The sequence below is a fragment of the Photobacterium galatheae genome (assembly GCF_000695255.1).
GTDB classification, from domain to species: domain Bacteria; phylum Pseudomonadota; class Gammaproteobacteria; order Enterobacterales; family Vibrionaceae; genus Photobacterium; species Photobacterium galatheae.
Genome location: NZ_JMIB01000004.1, coordinates 142,280 through 160,334, shown reverse-complemented (window position 1 = coordinate 160,334; position 18,055 = coordinate 142,280). Strand labels below are relative to the sequence as shown.

The window sequence follows — 18,055 nt, the reverse complement described above, 5'->3', positions numbered from 1 at the left end:
GCAGAAAAAAACAGCCAGATGAAATCCGGCTGTTTGAAAACTGAAAGGGGGAAGGTATCAGTCTTTGTATTCAGCGAAATCTGCTGCGCAATCAAGCAGCTGTTCACGGGTCATCATGAAGACGCCGTGGCCGCCGTTTTCGAACTCAATCCAGGTGAACGGAATGTGCGGGTATTGTGCTTCCATGTGAATCATGGAGTTGCCCACTTCGCAAATCAGAATCCCGTCTTCTGCCAGATAATCGGGCGCGTTGGCCAGAATACGACGAACCAGATCCAGACCATCAAAACCGGCAGCCAGACCCAGCTCTGGTTCATGACGAAATTCTTCCGGCAGGCTGTCCATGTCTTCCTGATCCACATAAGGTGGATTAGAGACAATGATGTCGTACTGATCTTTCGGCACATCACGCAGCAGATCGGAATGCAGCGGAATCACCTGCTGTTCCAGACCGTGATCGTGAATATTCTGCTCGGCGACAGCCAGTGCGTCGGTTGAGATATCAACCAGATCCACTTCCGCTTCCGGGAACGCATAAGCACAGGCAATGCCGATACAGCCGCTGCCGGTACACAGATCCATAATGCGGGTTGGCTCACGGTTCAGAAACGGCTCAAAGCCATTATCAATCAGCTCACCAATCGGAGAACGTGGCACCAGAACGCGTTCATCCACGAAGAACTCCAGCCCGCAGAACCAGGCGCGGTTAGTCAGATAGGCCACCGGCGTACGCTCAGTCACACGACGGACCACGCGCTCAACAATGGCACGGCGCTCACTGCTGGTCAGGCGCGAGAAGCGCGCGTCAGCAGGAATATCAATCGGCAGATGCAGCGTCGGCAGAACCAGCTGCACCGCTTCATCCCAGGCATTGTCTGTGCCATGGCCATAAAACAGGCCCGCATCGTTGAATCGGCTGACGGTCCAACGTAGCATGTCCTGTAATGTGTGAAGTTCGTTGACGGCTTCGTCGACAAAAATCTTATCCAAAATAGCCTCCAAATGGCGCTACAATACCGCGATAAAGTAGTTGGAAATTGATGATGAGTAAAAAAGACCCCGCCCTGGAAGAAGACGACTTCGCGCTCTTTCAGGAAGCAGTTCAGGGCATTAAAAAGCTGTCGAATGATACCATAATCACCCCACGCCGACAGCGCCCGAAAACCGATAAGCGCAATGTGAGCATCAAAGACAGCCAAAATCACGAGTTTTACTTCTCGGACGAGTTCGAGCCGCACCTCAGCGAACACGGCCCGATGCAGTATGCCCGTTCCGATGTGTCTAAGTATGAAGTGAAAAAGTTACGGCGCGGTGTCTATGTCCCGGATATTTTTCTGGATATGCACGGTATGACACAAATGGAAGCAAAACGAGAACTGGCCGCAATGATTGCCGCCTGTATCAAAGATGGCGTGTCCTGTGCCTGCGTGATGCACGGCATCGGGAAACATATTCTGAAGCAGAAAGCCCCACTCTGGCTGGCCCAACACCCGGATGTGATGGCGTTTCATCAGGCACCGCTGGAATTTGGCGGCGCTGGTGCCCTGCTGGTACTGATTGAAATCCCGGAGCGGTAAGCACCGGGATGAAAAACATGGGGCTTCCCCGTATCTACGGGGAACACGAGAAATTACTAATATACCCTAAGCCCCTGTTCGGTTCATCCCCGTAGATACGGGGAACACGTCTCCTCTCTATACGAGTCAAAATCCTCAGGCGGTTCATCCCCGTAGATACGGGGAACACCTGAAAAAAGTGTCTATACAAGGCATTCCACACGGTTCATCCCCGTAGATACGGGGAACACGTCCCCTGCGATTTAAGTTTGAGCTGCTGCCCCGGTTCATCCCCGTAGATACGGGGAACACTTTACCGACCGATAAACGTTATATCGGGATCGCGGTTCATCCCCGTAGATACGGGGAACACACTAGTGATGATGTTGCGCGTCCTGATTCATTCGGTTCATCCCCGTAGATACGGGGAACACCAAAAACTCAATACCCTGACCTAATAAAGTATCGGTTCATCCCCGTAGATACGGGGAACACTTATTCCGGATATACATAACAAATGAACTCGCCGGTTCATCCCCGTAGATACGGGGAACACTACTGGGTACGAATACCCAACACCCAATTACGCGGTTCATCCCCGTAGATACGGGGAACACGCCTTCTCGTCCCCATTTTCCAAGCGTTTCAACGGTTCATCCCCGTAGATACGGGGAACACTCAACCATAGTCCGAACATAGCGGTACGACAACGGTTCATCCCCGTAGATACGGGGAACACGTGTGGCTGATGTGGCCATTTAATCACATTAACGGTTCATCCCCGTAGATACGGGGAACACCGGAAGCGACAAAGCGCACAAAAAACCTAGTTCGGTTCATCCCCGTAGATACGGGGAACACAGCAATTCATTCGTGAGCGGCATTCCGGCGACCGGTTCATCCCCGTAGATACGGGGAACACTGAGTCCAGTTTAAACGATTCTGATGAAAACTCGGTTCATCCCCGTAGATACGGGGAACACATGGTGCGCCAGTTCGCTAATAATCGTCTGCGCGGTTCATCCCCGTAGATACGGGGAACACTCTAAAATTATCTCTTTGTTCTATAACATATTTTTCATGCAGGAAAATTCTACCAGACTTTTCCACATAAAAAACACCTGCCTCCGTCTCTGTCAAACCAGAGATGATGGCCGTCATGAAATGGGTTGGCACATACAAAAATCCCTCGATGAGTGACATCAAGGGATCAGGGTTTCAGAATTCACTCGCCCTTCAGGCAATTTCAATAAACTTCCCGCGCCAGCGCACCAACGTTAATCACCTGACCATCCTGGATCAGCGTCACTTCACCGGTGTCACAAATCTGCATCCGCACTTTCATTGCACTTTCGTTGTAGTAATGTTCGCAGTTGCCGTTACGGGCACTGTCGATGCGGGAAAAAATCGTGATACCACCGGGTGCCATAATGCTTGGTGGGGACAGGAAAGTTAACGTACTGCCCGACTTAGAAATATTCATTTCTTCACGAACACCGTTGGCCCATTTAATTGCCCCGTTGGCCACAATATTGGGTTTAACCATGTTCGCTGCACAGGCAGTCAGTCCCAGGCTGCCGAACAAAACAAGAAGTATCTTTTTCATAACCAGTTTATTCATCAATCATTCTTTTAAGATGGATTGTACCTGAACCATCCGGGCTGGACAGTCTGGTCATTGAAAAGTGCGCTCTGCACCCAACTTAGTGATGATTCGACTGGACGGCCTCAACCGGGTTCTCCTGCCATAATAAGGCGGACGGTTCACCTTCTGGATGAAAGTCAACCGCGGCAATGGAGGACGTTCGAAACATCAGCGGTTGCAATCCGGGCACCAGTTCAGCACTCAGATAACCGACTAATGGCAAGTGAGAGACCACCAGCACGGTTTCCGGTTTTTCCAGTTCAATCACCGCTTTCAGATAATCAGCCACCTGCGCAGCATCGCCGTAAGGGGTAATATCATCAATCGTCATCAGCGTTTTGGGCACCGGCAGCTCTTCTGACATTGCCTGCCAGGTCTGTTGCGCACGCAGGTAAGGGCTGACCCAGACCAGATCCAGCTGACCGTCCAGATGACTGGCGAGTTGCTTTGCCATCTGGCGCGAGTAAGACTTTCCTTGTGCGGTCAGGGGCCGCTCCGCATCACTTGGGGCAAAATGCTGTGCTTCGCCGTGACGCATGATAAAAATTCGCATAGTCTCCAATCCGATTGCGCGTTTCTGTGGCTATGCTAGCAAAGGCTGGCATAGACAGGGTAGCCATTTAATCTTAAGTGATCCGAAAGCGTGACGGCTGAATCGCTATCGCGATCACAGGATCATTTCCCTGAAACATAACAACTGACCAGACAGAATTTGCCAGTGTCATTATTGGGCGTCATAATTAGCCTAATTCCCTGTAAAAATAGGCGCTTCCTGTGTTCAAGAGTCCGAACGATCCCAAAGAGTACCGCTATCTGACCCTGGATAACCAACTCAGGGTGTTACTGGTCCATGATCAGGCAGCACCGAGGTCGGCAGCGGCACTGTCGGTCGGCATCGGCCATTTCGATGATCCGCTGGATCGTCAGGGGATGGCCCACTTTCTGGAACACATGCTGTTTCTCGGCACCGAGAAATTCCCTCATCCCGGTGAATTTCAATCCTTTGTGAACCAGTACGGTGGCAGTAACAATGCCTGGACGGGTACCGAAAACACGACCTATTTCTTCGAAATCGTTCCGCCCGCATTTGCAGCCGGGCTGGAACGGTTCGGACAATTTTTTACCGCGCCGCTGTTTAATGCCGATTCCGTCGACAAAGAACGGCAGGCCGTGGATTCCGAATACAAACTGAAGCTGAAAGACGATGTCCGTCGTCTGTATCAGGTGCATAAGGAAACCATCAATCCGGAGCACCCCTTTGCCAAATTTTCCGTCGGAGATCTCAGTACGCTGGAAGACCGTCCGGATCTGCCAGTCCGCGACGAACTAATCGCCTTCTACAAACAGCACTACTCCGCCAATCTGATGGGGCTGGTGCTGCTTGGCCCACAATCGCTCGACGAACTGCAGACATTTGCCGAACAGTTTTTTGGCGCGATCCCGAATGTCGGCAAAGAAAAACCGGCCATTGCTGTCCCTCTGGTAACAGACAGGGAAAACGCCCGTTTTATTGCCATTGAGCCGATCAAAGAAGTCCGCAAACTCACGCTGTCGTTTTCCCTGCCGGCCATGGAAATCCATTACCGCAGCAAGCCTTTGTCTTATCTGGCTCATTTATTGGGGAATGAAGGCACCGGCAGTCTGATGTCGCTGCTGAAAAGCGAAGGATTGATCAATACCCTGGCGGCCGGTGGCGGTATCAGCGGCAGTAATTTCCGTGAGTTTACAATTGGCCTGAACCTGACCCCAAAAGGACTGGAGCAGACCGATCACATTGTGACCACCATTTTTCAGTACATTCACCTGATTGCCGAACAGGGGCTGGCCGAATGGCGCTATCGTGAAAAACGCGCTGTGCTGGAGCAAGCCTTCCGTTATCAGGAAAAAAGCCGGCCACTGGATACTGTCAGCTATCTGGTCATGAATCTGATGCACTATGCACCGGAAGATATCGTCTATGGCGATTACATGATGAGCCACTACGACGAACCACTGCTTAAAGAAGTTCTGGCGATGCTGCGCCCGGACAACCTGCGTCTGACGCTGGTTGCCAAAGGCCAGGCACACGACCGGGTCGCCGACTGGTATCACACGCCTTATTCGGTCAAACCTTTCACAGAAGCCCAGTTACAGGCATGGTCTGCTCCGGGCGTTCATCCTGCCCTCACCCTGCCGGAACCCAATCCGTATCTGTGTGAACGGCTGGATCCCCACCCACTGACCTGCCAGCGAGATGATATCCCGCAGCTCATTCAGGATTTGCCCGGCTTTCGCCTGTGGTACAAACAGGAACATGAGTTTCGGGTGCCCAAAGGTCAGGTCTATGTGGCCATTGATAGTCCGCATGCCGTCAGTTCAGTCCGGAACATCGTCAAAACCCGACTCTGCGTTGAAATGCTGATGGAATCCTGCAACGAAGCCGCTTATCCGGCCGAGGTTGCAGGCATGGCTTATAACCTCTATGCCCATCAGGGTGGGGTGACATTACAGTTGTCTGGCTTTAGTGAGAAACAACCCCTGCTGCTCAAACTGCTGCTGGAAAAATTCTCCGGCCGAACCTTTAAACAAGAGCGGTTCGCCAGTATTAAAGCGCAAATGCTGCGCAACTGGCGCAATGCCGCAGAAGATAAACCCATCTCCCAGTTGTTTAATCAACTGACGGGTCTGCTGCAACCCAATAATCCACCCTACCCGGCCCTGATTCAGGAACTGGAAACCGTCGAAATATCTGAACTGCCGGATTTTGTGGATGCCATGTTTGCCGAACTGCATATCGATGCTTTTGTTTATGGGGACTGGCGCAAAGATGAGGCGTTAGCACTGGCAGAAGTTCTGAAAGATGCCTTCCGGGTCACCGATCAGCTATACGGCGAAGCACAACGCCCGCTGGTACATTTGGGGGAAAGCGGCACACTACGGTTCGAAGTCGATTGTGGCCATGCCGATTCTGCCATCCTGATTTATCATCAGTCCCGGGAACAGTCGCCCCGGGAAATCGCCATCTTTACGCTGGCCAATCACCTGATGTCGACCACTTTCTTCCACGAGCTGCGCACCGAACAGCAGTTGGGGTATATGGTGGGTACAGCGAACCTGCCCCTCAACCGTTATCCCGGCCTGTTACTCTATATCCAGTCGCCGGTGGCCGGACCGTTGCAATTGCTGGAAGCCATTGACGAATTTACCAATGCCTTTGCGTTGGTTCTGCTGGAACTGAACGAAAGCCAGTGGCAGGCCAGCAAACAGGGCCTGATTGCTCAGTTATCTGAACCGGATACCAACCTGCGCGCCCGAGCGCAACGTTACTGGGTCAGTATCGGCCACAAAGACGACCATTTCGACCAGCGCCAGAAAATTGCTGCAGAAATGGCGACCTTGAGCCGAGCCGAGCTGGTGCGTTTTATGGTCGAAGCCATTAAACCCCGGACAGCCAACCGGCTCATCGCTTACGCTCAGGGGGATGCCCACAGAAATCTGACCCCACTGGAAACCGGTGAACCCATCACTTCCGTCTCCTTATTTCAGCAAACAGCCTGCTAGTTCTGACAGCTTGTGCTTTCCCTGACGTTGCCATACTTCTGATACATGCCTCTGAGCCACCGGCTCAGAGGATATGCCGTTATCGCACACCATTCCCCCGAAAAATGGAACCGCGGTTACACTTTTATAATTTCCGCTAATTTTTCTTTGGTTTCAGTCGATTAACTAAATTAAGAAATCAAAATATATCCCCTCTGGCTGGCAGTCTGTGTCTGGTTTGACACAAGAAGCCATGAGGTCGAATAAGCACATTTTCTCAAGACAATGTTCAGGAACTGATATGTCACACGCCTGTTCGATCTGCCGTGAAAAAATTACGGCGAAAAATCAGAGTATTCACAGCCGGCTTTTCTGCCGTACCTGTATGCAAGCCATTCATCCCCGCCAGTTTGACGGGATGCTGTACCTGCTGACCGGGATTGCCTTATGTAGCCTGAGCTTCCTGCTCTGGATTGGATTCAACCCTTTAATGGTCGCGGGTTCCGTGATTCTGCTGCTTCATCTGATCAGACCCCGAATTCTCTATCGCCGTTTTCGTCTGAATGCCACCATGCAGCAAGGTTTCAAGCACCACAAAACTGTTTAGATTCTGTTTTCTCTGACATTTCCGTCATGTTCCATCTCCCTCTAACGACAAAGGCCTGCAACTGCAGGCCTTTGATTTATGAGTTTCTGACGATTTAATCGTAAAAACGCTGGTCGTTCTTCACCATTTCCAGCAGTCGCTCACAAGGACGGAAACGATCACCGTATTTGTGCACGTGCTCATTCAGCAGCTCAACAACACGCTTCGCCCCCAGCTGATCCATATAGCGGAACGGGCCGCCCTGGAACGGTGGAAAACCAATGCCAAAGATCGCACCGATATCGCCGTCACGGGCACTGTGAACCACGCCCTCATCCAGACAGCGAGCCGCTTCATTCAGCATCATCAGCGTACAGCGAATCGCAATGTCGTGGCCGCTGGCTTTCCGCGCCGGATTCAGGTTCAGCAGTTTATAAATGCTCTTATCGACGCCTTTTTTCTTCCCGTGATACAGGTAGAAACCTTTGCCAGACTTACGCCCCTTCCGGCCATCCTTCAGCAGAATATCGAATACATCCGGGCTCTTGAAACGATCCCCCAGCTCTTTTTCCAGAATCGGGCTGATCTTAGCACCGACATCGACACCGACTTCATCCAGCAGCGTAATCGGGCCCACCGGGAAACCGAAGTCCAGCAGCGCACTGTCAATGTGCTCAACCGGTTCGCCACTCAGCAGCGCCAGCGCCGCTTCATTCATGTAAGGTGCCAGAATACGGTTCACATAGAAACCGGCCTTATCGGCGACCACAATCGGTGTTTTACCTTGCTTCTTCGCCAGTTTCACAACCGTGGCTACGGTTTCCGGCGCGGTGCCCTCATGTGGGATCACTTCTACCAGCGGCATTTTTTCAACCGGGCTGAAATAATGCAGGCCAACCACCAGCTCCGGACGCGTCGCAGCCGAAGCAATCTGGTTGATCGGCAGCGATGACGTGTTGGTTGCAAAAATCGTATCCGGCTTAGCGTTCGCCTCGACCTCTTTCACCATCTGATGTTTCAGGCTGAGATCTTCAAACACGGCCTCAATCACCACATCAACCTTGTCAAAACCCTGATAATCCACACCACCGTTGATCATCAGCATCTGTTTTTGCAATTCAGCTTTACTGATGATTTTACGTTTGCGTTTCTTCTCCAGCAGCTTGTGGTTATAGGCCAGCGCATTCAGGATCCCGTCGTTCGAAATATCCTTCACTTTCACTGGCAAACCGGCTTTCGTGGCCGATACATGGCTGATACCACCGCCCATCAGGCCGCCGCCCAGCACCGCGACACGATTCACGTCTGCGGGCTGCACGTCATCCCCTGCACCGGTTTCTTTCTTCATGGCCGTCGTCGCAAAGAAAATACTGCGCAGTGCGGCTGACTCTGGGCTCATCACCAGATCACCAAAACGACGCGCTTCTTCCTTCAGGCCTTTTGCCACGCCGTGCTGAAGACCATATTTAATGACATCCAGAATCGCATCCACAGCCGGATAATTACCGCGGGTTTTCTCGCGAGTCTTCTTCCGAGCCTGATCAAACACCAGAGAGCGACCAACCGGGTTGCCCCCCATCGCCCAGTCCTGGAAGCTGTGTTTACGGGTCGGTTTCCCTTTCAGGGCCAGTGTTTCTGCCACTTTCAGCAGGATGCTTTCCGGAACGCACTCATCCACCACACCCAGCTTCTTCGCTTTTTTCGCACGAAGCTGCTTACCGGTCAGGATCAGATCCAGTGAGTTTGCAACACCAATCAGACGCGGCAAACGCTGCGTGCCACCAGAGCCAGGCAGCAGGCCAAGCTGCACTTCCGGCAGGCCCAGCTTCGTCGCACCGGCATCGGTACAGACCCGGCTGTGACACGCCAGCGCCAGCTCCAGACCACCGCCCAGACAAGGGCCGTGAATCGCCGCGACAACATGAAACGGTAAGTCTTCAATCCGCTGGAACATCTGCTGTCCCTGCAAGGCCAGCTGCTCGGCTTCTTTTGCCGTCGTGCAAGCCGCCAGCATACGAATATCTGCCCCAGCGACGAAGTTATCCGGCTTACCCGAATGCACGACCAGACCTTTGATGTCTGCTTTCTTGCTTTCCAGCTCATCCAGAACAGCGCCAACCTGCTCGGCAAACGCAGCCTGAAGGGTATTCATCTTCTCATCCGGGACATCAATCGTCAGCCAGGCAATGCCGTTCTCGCCATAGCTCAGACGAAAGGCAGACGCTTGTGCTTCCGGTGCACGCTGTGCATTATCTTGTTCAGTCATGGTTACATCCGTCATTATTCAGCCTCCAGGATCATCGCCGCACCCAGACCGCCAGCCGCACAGGCGGTGTTCAGTGCAAAACCACCCCCACGACGCTGCAGTTCACGCAGGGTTTGCGTGATCATCCGGGCGCCAGTGGCTGCAAATGGGTGGCCGTAAGCAATCGAGCCGCCCAGAACATTGAACTTGTCCATGTCGATTTCACCGATGGCTTCGCTGCGACCCAGTTTTTCCTGCGCAAATTTCGTCGAGGCAAACATTTTCACGTTGGCCAGGGTCTGTGCCGCGAATGCTTCGTGCATATCAATCAGCGTCAGATCAGACAACGTCAGTCCGGCGCGATCCAGCGCCAGTGGCGTCGCATACGATGGTCCCATAAGCATGTCCTGCTCAACGCCAATCGCTGAAAATGCATAAGAGCGGATATAGCCCAGAGGTTTCAGACCCAGCGCTTTTGCACGGCCTTCACGCATCAGCAGTATGGCTGCCGCACCGTCTGTCAGTGGGGTACTATTCGCGGCAGTGACAGAACCAAACTTGCGGTCGAAAGCCGGACGAAGTTTGGCATAACCTTCGACCGTAGAATCTTCACGGATGTTGTTATCTTGATTGATCCACTGGCGATAAGGTTCTGGGAAAGCGGTGATCACTTCGTCCTGGATCAGGCCATCACGCCATGCCTGCGCGGCCAGTGTATGCGACCGGTGTGCCAGCGCATCCTGTTCCTCACGGCTGATCCCGTGGGTTTTCGCCATCTGCTCTGCCGTCTGACCCATGCTCAGACCCGTCGAATATTCAGCAACGGCTGGGGGCACAGGCATCAAATCTTTGAGGCTGAGCTTACTCAGCAAGCCCATTTTTTTGCCCATCGTCTTTGCTTTACTCAGGGCCAGTAAAGTCGCGGCCAGTTTTTTCGACACGCCGATTGGCAAGACCGACGAAGAATCACCACCACCCGCAATCCCGATATCAATCGTCCCCGAAAGAATACTTTCAGCCACATTGGCCGCCGCCTGGAAGCTGGTCGCACAGGCACGAGTCACACTGTAGGCATCCGTGTGAATGTTCATCCCGGTGCCCAGCACAATTTCACGGGCAATATTCGGTGCTTCCGGCATTTGAACCACCTGGCCAAAGACCACCTGCTCAATCAATGCCGGGTCAAAGTCAATTTTTTGCAGCATTTCATTGACCACCATTTTGCCCATATCCAGAGCGGGGACACCATTAAAGGCAGTCGCCTGGCGAGCAAAAGGGGTACGCAGTCCTGTAACAACAGCAATGCGCTCACCCTGTTGAGTAGTGAGATTCTGGCGACGTGTCATCGCGACTCCTTATCATTATGTAAGACAAACTAGAGGTCAGACCACACCGATTGTAACGGTATTGTTATTTAATTCAAATGAATGTTTAAAAAGTTGAGAGGCGTCAAAAACAATCAAAAATAAAGGGAATCAGAGAGGCATAAAAAAAAACCACACCGCTATGGTATGGTTATTAAACTCACAATGTCAGCCGTTTGTGCAAGACTCAATAAAAAGGCGAAGAGTAAATGCCAGTATTTCCAATTGATCTACCAGCGAACCCCGTCGCAAGTCGTTGAAGGGTATACTCAGTCCGTAAAGGACGTTACCGATAAACCATCCGATAACAGAATCACTATAACGGATACAGACTGACGGATATTGAGGAAAATCAATAACACAACAATGAATGACTTAAATTTTCCTAACTTTCGACGACGAAGGGTCCACATGGCTAAGGGTTACGAATAGGCAACATCATGATGAAGCAATTTTTTCGTAAGAAAAATGCAGATGCCTCGGTCTCTGTAGACATGAATAAACAAAAACGTTACGAAGCCCTGGTCAGGGCCTGGCACAAAGACCTGTACAGGTATGCCTACTGGTTATGCCACGATCCTCATATTGCTGAAGATCTGGTCCAGGAAACTTGTCTGCGCGCATGGCGTTCACTAGATAGTCTCAATGACGACAGTGCGGCCAAGGCGTGGCTGATTACGATTCTGCGACGGGAGAATGCCCGGCGTTTTGAACGGAAACAGCTCGATTTGGTCGATATTGACGATCATGCGATTCCAGCTCAGGACACCGACACAAGCAGTTATGGCGACTCAGAGATGAGCCAGTTACAGCATTTAATTCAGCAACTCTCACCGGAGTACCGTGAGCCGCTTGTTCTGCAAGTCATGGCTGGATTCAACGGTGATGAAATTGCTAATATCCTTGGCCTGAACAGAAATACCGTGATGACCCGACTGTTCAGGGCCAGAAATCAGTTAAAAGATTCTTTAGAGAAACAAACAGAGCGGAGGGGACAACAAAATGGACGATCTTGAATTTCGTCGCAGAATTCTGGCTGACCCCAGTGACCACAGCCCGGAAATGTGTGCGGCGAAAAATTCGTCGATTGCCAACCGCAAGCTTCATGACGAGTTACAACAACTTGATACAAAGCTCGCCGCAGCCATGAAAGTGGATGTGCCGGAAGATCTGGCTGATCGCATTCTGTTCCGTCAGTCAGGCCAGGGTTATCAGGCCGAGAAAAAGGTTCGCCGGCATCTGGCGATTGCGGCTTCAGTCGCCTTCCTGTGTGGTTTGCTCATCGGTCAGTTCAATGACGTCTTCGCGCCAGCCTCATCACAGGATATCGGGCAAATTGCCCTGAATCATATTTATAACGAAGCACCGTTTGTCGACCAGATTGATGAAGGGGTTTCTCTGAAACAGGTCAACGCCAAACTAAAACCTTTTGGTCCAAAATTCAGTGCGTTACCTTCCCACGTCTATTATCTGAACCACTGTGGTTTTGACGGTAGCGGTGCGCTGCACATGGTGATGGAAGGACAAAACGGTAAAATCACCGTCTTTGTCGTGCCAAAACCCAGCCACGCCATGGAAAACTTTGAAGATAAAAACATGCGTGGCGTCGTCATTCCTTCCAAAGACGCCAGCTTGATTGTGGTGGGGAACAAAGGTGAAAACGTGATGCCAATTGCAGAGAAACTCAAAGATTCGCTGCAATGGACCAATATCTGAACCAGCGCTCTCTGAATCTGCGGTGGCTATTTTATCCAGCCACCGCAAAAAATGCCTATCTTTTCATCAAACAGTCACATTCAATAGTGATAAAACAGTAACTTATAGACTGGTCTGATTTGATGTTTTTTTACCTGCTTCTAGAATCGGCTGCTTGCTGATAAATCATGTATCAGCCGAAAAAAAGATCAGGATAAAAATAAATGTACAAGAAGCGTCTGTTTACAAAAACCATGATGGCAACGGCCATCGCTTTGGCATCTCAGCAGTCATTGGCTGCTGGCTTCCAGTTAAACTCACAATCTGCAACCGGACTTGGCCGAGCTTTTGCCGGTGATGCCGTGATTGCCGACAATGCATCCGTGATGTCCCGGAATGCCGCGGCCATGACCCTGTTTAATGCGCCAGCTATCTCACTGGGTCTGAATGTCATCGATACGGACATTAAGGTCAAAAACGCAAATTACACGTTCCAGAATCCACTCACAAGTTCAGTGACGACAACAAGTCTTGAGAATGAGCAAATCGGTGGCACTTCTTACGTTCCGAACCTGTATTATGTCCATCCAGTAAATGATCAACTGGCACTGGGTGTGGGCATCTACTCAAACTTCGGCACCAAAACTGAGTTCAGCAGCAGCTATGCTGCAAACGAATTTGGTGGCCTGACCGATGTGAAAAGCCTGAACCTGACCCTGAATGCAGCATACCGCCTGAACCCGCAATGGAGCATTGGCGGCGGCCTGGACATCATCTACGGTCAGGGCGAACTGCAGCGTTCTAACCAAACGCTCGAAAAATTGATCGAAATGCAAACTGGCGGGGTTCAAGGACCACTGGTTGATGTCGATGTCGATGGTACTGCGGTTGGTTTCAACCTGGGTACTGTTTATGAACTGAATGACGCTAACCGTTTCGGTCTGTCATATCACTACAGCCCAGAGCTGGAAGCTGAAGGCGATATTTATGCCCAGCAAGCTGGCGGCAAACAGAGCAATCAGAAACTGCTGATGCCACTGCCGGATATGGTTGAATTCTCTGGTTTCCACCAACTGAACAACCAGTTTGCGGTTCACTATAGTGTCCAGTGGATCGAGTGGAGCAGCTTCGATGTACTGAAGACTAACAAAGGCCTGGTCCTGAATGAATATCAGTGGCAGGACGGCTGGCACTACGCGGTTGGTGGTACCTACACCCTGAATTCTGACTGGACGCTGCGTGCCGGTTACATGTATGACACCAGTGCTCAGGATAAGAAAACCTCTATTTCTGTACCGGATTCAGACCGTCAGTGGTTCTCAGGTGGCTTCAGTTACAATCTGGACAGTAAGTCAACACTGGACTTCGGTCTGACTTACCTGATGGGTAAAGATATCCAGGCAACTGAAAGCACCTCACTTTCTCAGGTTACAGCGACAACCCGTGCTGATGCCCTGCTGTATGGTGTCCAGTACAGTCGTTCTTTCTAAAAGCTGAAAAGAACAGCAAGACAAAAACGACTGCTGAAACGCATAAGAAAGCCGCTCAACTTGAGCGGCTTTCTCTTTATCACTGAATTCAAATTTGCTTTCTGATTTCAGTCATTACTGGCAGTTTGCTGCACCCAGATCTTCCCAGACGCCCCACTGACCCGTCGTTCCCGGTTCTTCGCCAGTCGTCCACCATTTCGCTTTCCAGGACTTCCCGGCGTGCGTCACGATCTCACCAGCGTTATACACACCAGCGTTACTCCAGACATTGGTACAACCGGTTGAACCACCATCTTTCAGAACCGTGACAGTCACAGACTGAGTCACTGTGTCCGTCCCGTCAGAGACTGCAACAATAAAGTTCAGTGCTGTATCAACCGTATAACTGGCAGCAGTGAAGCTCACGGTCGCACCATTGACTGTTGCGTTCACGCCGGCTGGCACTGTCCAGTCAAAAGTCAGAGTGTCACCATCGGCATCTGTCGACTGAGAAGCATCCAGTACAACAGCCTCACCCGCATTCACAGACGTTGGGCCTGATACAGTCACAACAGGTGCAGTATTTGAACCCGGTGCTTTGGCACTGACAGTCACGGTGTCGGTCGCTGTGTCACCTTTGTCATCAGCCACAGTCAGTGTAAACACATACTGCGTGTCTGCAGTCACGGCCGGCACAGTAACTGTGGCTTTTGCGGTATCAGCCCCCGTCAAAGTCAGAGCCGGACCGCTGTTCTGAGTCCACAGATAGCTGACAATCTGGCCATCGCGATCGCTTGATGCAGAACCATCCAGTGTCACAGTGGCTGCACCATTCACCAGTTGATCCGCACCGGCATTCGCGATTGGCGCATAGTTACCGCCACCGCCAGCCAGAGATTCCTGCATCGCATTCAGGATGTCACCGTTGTCTGCATCGATTTCCCAGGCAAACATACCGCCCAGTCCCAGATTACGAACATACTGACCTTTCGCCAGAATCGAGCGTGGGTTGTCGTAAGTGATCAGGTTACCGTTGCTTGGATCATAAGCCCATGGGCCTTCAGCCTGTTCATCATAACCTTTCACAACAGCCGCGTTGTTGATGTAGTTCTTCACAACATCTTTATAGTCAATGACACCGGCTTCCCAGGAGCCAGGAACCGGACCTGTCCCTTTCCCTGTCATTGGATTCGACGGATCGGTCATGCTTGCTTCCGTCACGCCAGTCCAGCCGCGCGCATACATCGCTGCACCCAGAACCAGTTTATTCGCTGGCACGCCTTGTCCCAGCAAGCGATCGATACCGTGTGATGCTGTATAAGCCGGACCTTTGCGCGGTTCACCATTCTCATCAACACCCGTACCGTTACAGACATCGGCTGACATATGCGTCCCACAGAAGAGAGCCGTTTGATGACCCGGTTCATTATTCCAGCCACCGAAGAAGTCATAGGTCATTGCGAAGATATAATCCATGTACTGAACCGCGTCTGCGTAGTTCACCACATCAATCTTGTCATAACCCACACCAATGGCTGACGTCAGTTCATACTGACGGCCTGTTTCAGTTTCCAGTTCATCCAGCATAGCTCGCAGCTCACGCATCAGCGCAACGTAAGCCGGGCCATCTTTCACCGGATCACCCAGATTTGGGTTCGCACCTTTACCGCCCGGGAATTCCCAGTCGATGTCAACACCGTCAAAGAACTTCCAGGTTTTCAGGAACTTCTTCACACTGGCTACAAAAATATCGCGCTTCGCCTTATCGGTGAATGAATAAAATGGATCAGACAGTGTCCAGCCCCCGACAGAAGGAATCACTTTCAGATCTGGATAACGCTGTTTCAATGCCATCAGCTGACCATAAGTGCCTTTGTAAGGCGTGCTGTAACTATGGCCAGCCTGAGGCATCTGGACAGCAGCCCAAGGATCATGAATCACCACTTCAAAATCTTGCGTGCCCTGACAAGCGCGTTTTAACGCTGCCAGACTGTTACCGTTTTCAATTTCACCCAGAGAATCATTCGGGCCACAGACTGGAATAAAGCCATACAGAATGTGAGTCAGGTTTTGTGCGGGTATTTTATCCACTGGGAATTTACGGCCATAAACACCCCACTCAACAAAGTAAGCGCCTACAACGGTATTGGGAGGTGTGGTGTAGTTGCCATTATTCGGATCGACATTCATTGGCAATGGATCCAGGTGACTGCCGTCTGTATCTGCAACCACAATATTCTTTGCCGCACTGCTGGTACAAACTTCGGCCGCACCTGTACCGCTACACAGTTCAACGGTCATTGCATACTTGCCACCCTGGGCGACTGAAAGTGTTGTTGAACCCGCACCGCTGGACGCTGGAGCAATCGCCGTTTCAAACACAACCTGATCATTCAGTTTCACTTTCCAGTGATCCGCCGTTTCACCTGAGTAACGCTGCCAGGCCACTGGGACTTCAGCAGCAGGTTTAACGGTCACCAGACTTTTGTAAGCACTGGCCGCCTGATCAACTTCAATGATCGCGAAATCAGTTTCCATCCAGCCGATTTGCGGTGTGCCCGGTGCCGCCATTACTCCCCACGACAATGTCACAGCGGCAATGCCTGCTGCAATAGGACTCAACTTATTGAAAGACATGACTTGTTCCTTGAGTTAAAAAAGAAAGAAAACATAGCCAACAAGCTACGTTGTATAAGAAATAGTCGAGTTTCTTTATGTCTCAAAGAAAGAAAGTGAAAAAAATGATACAAATGTTACGCTTTGTGATCTTCTGCCAGCTGTAATGTAAGCGCACGTAAGATGAACTGATGAAAGTGATAAATAAAGCAAGCAATCAATAAGTGAGCGCTAGGTTATTCAAATGAAAGAAAAAAGAGAGAAAAATAAGAAAGTTATTAACGATTGGATTAACTAAAAATGGATTGAATTACATACAAGTCATTCAAATAACATACAATGTTTTTATTCACAAAAAATTAACATAAGAGCGCACAACTCTAGAAGGCTTGAAAAAAAAAGCCAGAGCCATCAATAGCTCTGACTTTTATCAGAAAATCAAAACAATACACTATTCACTGTCGATTTCATCAAGGTAATCATCAAGGTAGTCTTCATTGACTGGTTGATCAGACTCCACCGCCTCTCCACCAGCCCTGAAATTCTTGTACTGAATATAGGCATCCCGTGTAAACACATAAGGATCCGGAGAGTTGTTCAGCATCGGCTCCTGAGCCACCAATTTTGCCCGGTTTTCCATCCCTTCCAACGCCCACTTCCCGGCACTTTGCCAGAATGTCAGCAGATTGAGTGGAAAATACAGTTTATCGACCCAGTCTCCTGCACCTTCACGTAAGGTGACTGGACCATACGCCGGAATCATAAAGTAGGGGCCATTGCCAACACCGTAATAGCCGAGCGTATCCGGGAAAGATTGCTGCCCGGGCGGGGAAATGTCTGCCGCAGAGGCAATATCAATCAACCCGCCTAAACCAAAGATGGAGTTAATCCAGAACCGGTTAAAATGATCAACCGCTTTCTCGGGATTCTGCATCAAAAAGCTGTTGAGCATATTGGCTGGTTCTTCAAGATTCGACAGGAAGTTTCGCAGGCCAGTACGCAGAGGTGAAGGCACGTAATCCACATAAGCTAAGGAGACCGGACGAAGAAAGTAAGGATCCAGATACTCATAATTCACCGTCCACATTGCACGGTTGAAGCCTTCAAAAGGGTCATAAGCTGTGCTTTCCGGTGTTTCCAGCGACTGCAGTTCTTCAACTGTCAACCCGGCTGCTGCCAGTTCTTCCTCATCAAGACCATATTCATTCCCGGCCAGTTTTTCCGGTGCAGGATCGGGCGGAGAACTTGCACACCCCATCAAAGACATGCTCAACAGGATGGATAAAAAAAGATTTCGACTCAATGTGTTAATCACTTATTCAAACGAAAACAGACTGGACAATGATATCCAGTCTGTTTC

At 50.8% G+C, this 18,055-nt stretch carries 13 protein-coding genes and 1 CRISPR repeat array; of the genes, 6 read left to right on the top strand and 7 right to left on the bottom strand.

Annotated features, from left to right (window positions below):
* Window positions 1-57: 57 nt before the first annotated feature.
* Complete coding sequence (gene prmB, locus EA58_RS02475; protein ID WP_036748576.1) at window positions 58-990, bottom strand: 50S ribosomal protein L3 N(5)-glutamine methyltransferase; 933 nt, start codon at window positions 988-990, stop codon at window positions 58-60.
* Between the two features lie 53 nt (window positions 991-1,043).
* On the opposite strand from prmB, the gene smrB reads away from it, so the two are divergent.
* Entirely contained in the window at window positions 1,044-1,577 is a 534-nt protein-coding gene (smrB, locus tag EA58_RS02470) for an endonuclease SmrB (RefSeq protein ID WP_036748573.1), read from the top strand.
* Between the two features lie 79 nt (window positions 1,578-1,656).
* Window positions 1,657-2,600: a CRISPR direct-repeat array (repeat unit 29 nt; unit sequence CGGTTCATCCCCGTAGATACGGGGAACAC).
* A 202-nt stretch (window positions 2,601-2,802) separates the two neighbouring features.
* Here the strand turns inward: smrB and EA58_RS02465 are convergent.
* Both EA58_RS02465 and sixA read right to left on the bottom strand, forming a co-directional pair.
* The gene (locus EA58_RS02465) at window positions 2,803-3,177 is read right to left on the bottom strand and encodes a hypothetical protein (protein WP_235199532.1); all 375 of its coding nucleotides are present in this window, start codon (window positions 3,175-3,177) and stop codon (window positions 2,803-2,805) included.
* A gap of 82 nt (window positions 3,178-3,259) precedes the next feature.
* On the bottom strand, window positions 3,260-3,754 hold the full coding sequence (gene sixA, locus EA58_RS02460) for a phosphohistidine phosphatase SixA (RefSeq protein WP_036748571.1): 495 nt from the start codon (window positions 3,752-3,754) through the stop codon (window positions 3,260-3,262).
* Between the two features lie 221 nt (window positions 3,755-3,975).
* Here sixA and EA58_RS02455 point away from each other — a divergent pair, with 221 nt between their 5' ends.
* Both EA58_RS02455 and EA58_RS02450 read left to right on the top strand, forming a co-directional pair.
* Window positions 3,976-6,741: an insulinase family protein gene (locus EA58_RS02455; RefSeq protein WP_036748569.1), complete on the top strand. Its 2,766-nt coding sequence runs from the start codon at window positions 3,976-3,978 to the stop codon at window positions 6,739-6,741.
* A 280-nt stretch (window positions 6,742-7,021) separates the two neighbouring features.
* Window positions 7,022-7,327, top strand: a complete 306-nt coding sequence (locus tag EA58_RS02450; protein ID WP_036748566.1) for a hypothetical protein — start codon at window positions 7,022-7,024, stop codon at window positions 7,325-7,327.
* A gap of 94 nt (window positions 7,328-7,421) precedes the next feature.
* Here EA58_RS02450 and fadJ read toward each other — a convergent pair whose 3' ends face one another.
* The gene (gene fadJ / locus EA58_RS02445; protein WP_036748876.1) at window positions 7,422-9,572 is read right to left on the bottom strand and encodes a fatty acid oxidation complex subunit alpha FadJ; all 2,151 of its coding nucleotides are present in this window, start codon (window positions 9,570-9,572) and stop codon (window positions 7,422-7,424) included.
* 14 nt (window positions 9,573-9,586) lie between these two features.
* The gene (fadI, locus tag EA58_RS02440; RefSeq protein WP_036748562.1) at window positions 9,587-10,897 is read right to left on the bottom strand and encodes an acetyl-CoA C-acyltransferase FadI; all 1,311 of its coding nucleotides are present in this window, start codon (window positions 10,895-10,897) and stop codon (window positions 9,587-9,589) included.
* 458 nt (window positions 10,898-11,355) lie between these two features.
* Here fadI and EA58_RS02430 point away from each other — a divergent pair, with 458 nt between their 5' ends.
* The 3 genes from EA58_RS02430 (at window position 11,356) to EA58_RS02420 (ending at window position 14,100) form a co-directional block, all read left to right on the top strand.
* On the top strand, window positions 11,356-11,931 hold the full coding sequence (locus EA58_RS02430) for a sigma-70 family RNA polymerase sigma factor (protein ID WP_036748557.1): 576 nt from the start codon (window positions 11,356-11,358) through the stop codon (window positions 11,929-11,931).
* A complete protein-coding gene (locus EA58_RS02425; protein ID WP_036748554.1) occupies window positions 11,918-12,631 on the top strand; it encodes a DUF3379 domain-containing protein in 714 nt (237 codons plus the stop codon). Before EA58_RS02430 ends, EA58_RS02425 begins: the two co-directional genes overlap by 14 nt.
* Before the next feature lie 203 nt (window positions 12,632-12,834).
* Window positions 12,835-14,100, top strand: coding sequence for an outer membrane protein transport protein (locus EA58_RS02420; RefSeq protein WP_036748553.1), 1,266 nt, complete (start codon window positions 12,835-12,837; stop codon window positions 14,098-14,100).
* 114 nt (window positions 14,101-14,214) lie between these two features.
* Here EA58_RS02420 and EA58_RS02415 read toward each other — a convergent pair whose 3' ends face one another.
* On the bottom strand, window positions 14,215-16,716 hold the full coding sequence (locus EA58_RS02415; RefSeq protein WP_036748551.1) for a glycosyl hydrolase family 18 protein: 2,502 nt from the start codon (window positions 16,714-16,716) through the stop codon (window positions 14,215-14,217).
* A gap of 430 nt (window positions 16,717-17,146) precedes the next feature.
* Entirely contained in the window at window positions 17,147-17,953 is an 807-nt protein-coding gene (locus EA58_RS02410) for an MlaA family lipoprotein (RefSeq protein WP_081819539.1), read from the bottom strand.
* Window positions 17,954-18,055: the final 102 nt, after the last annotated feature.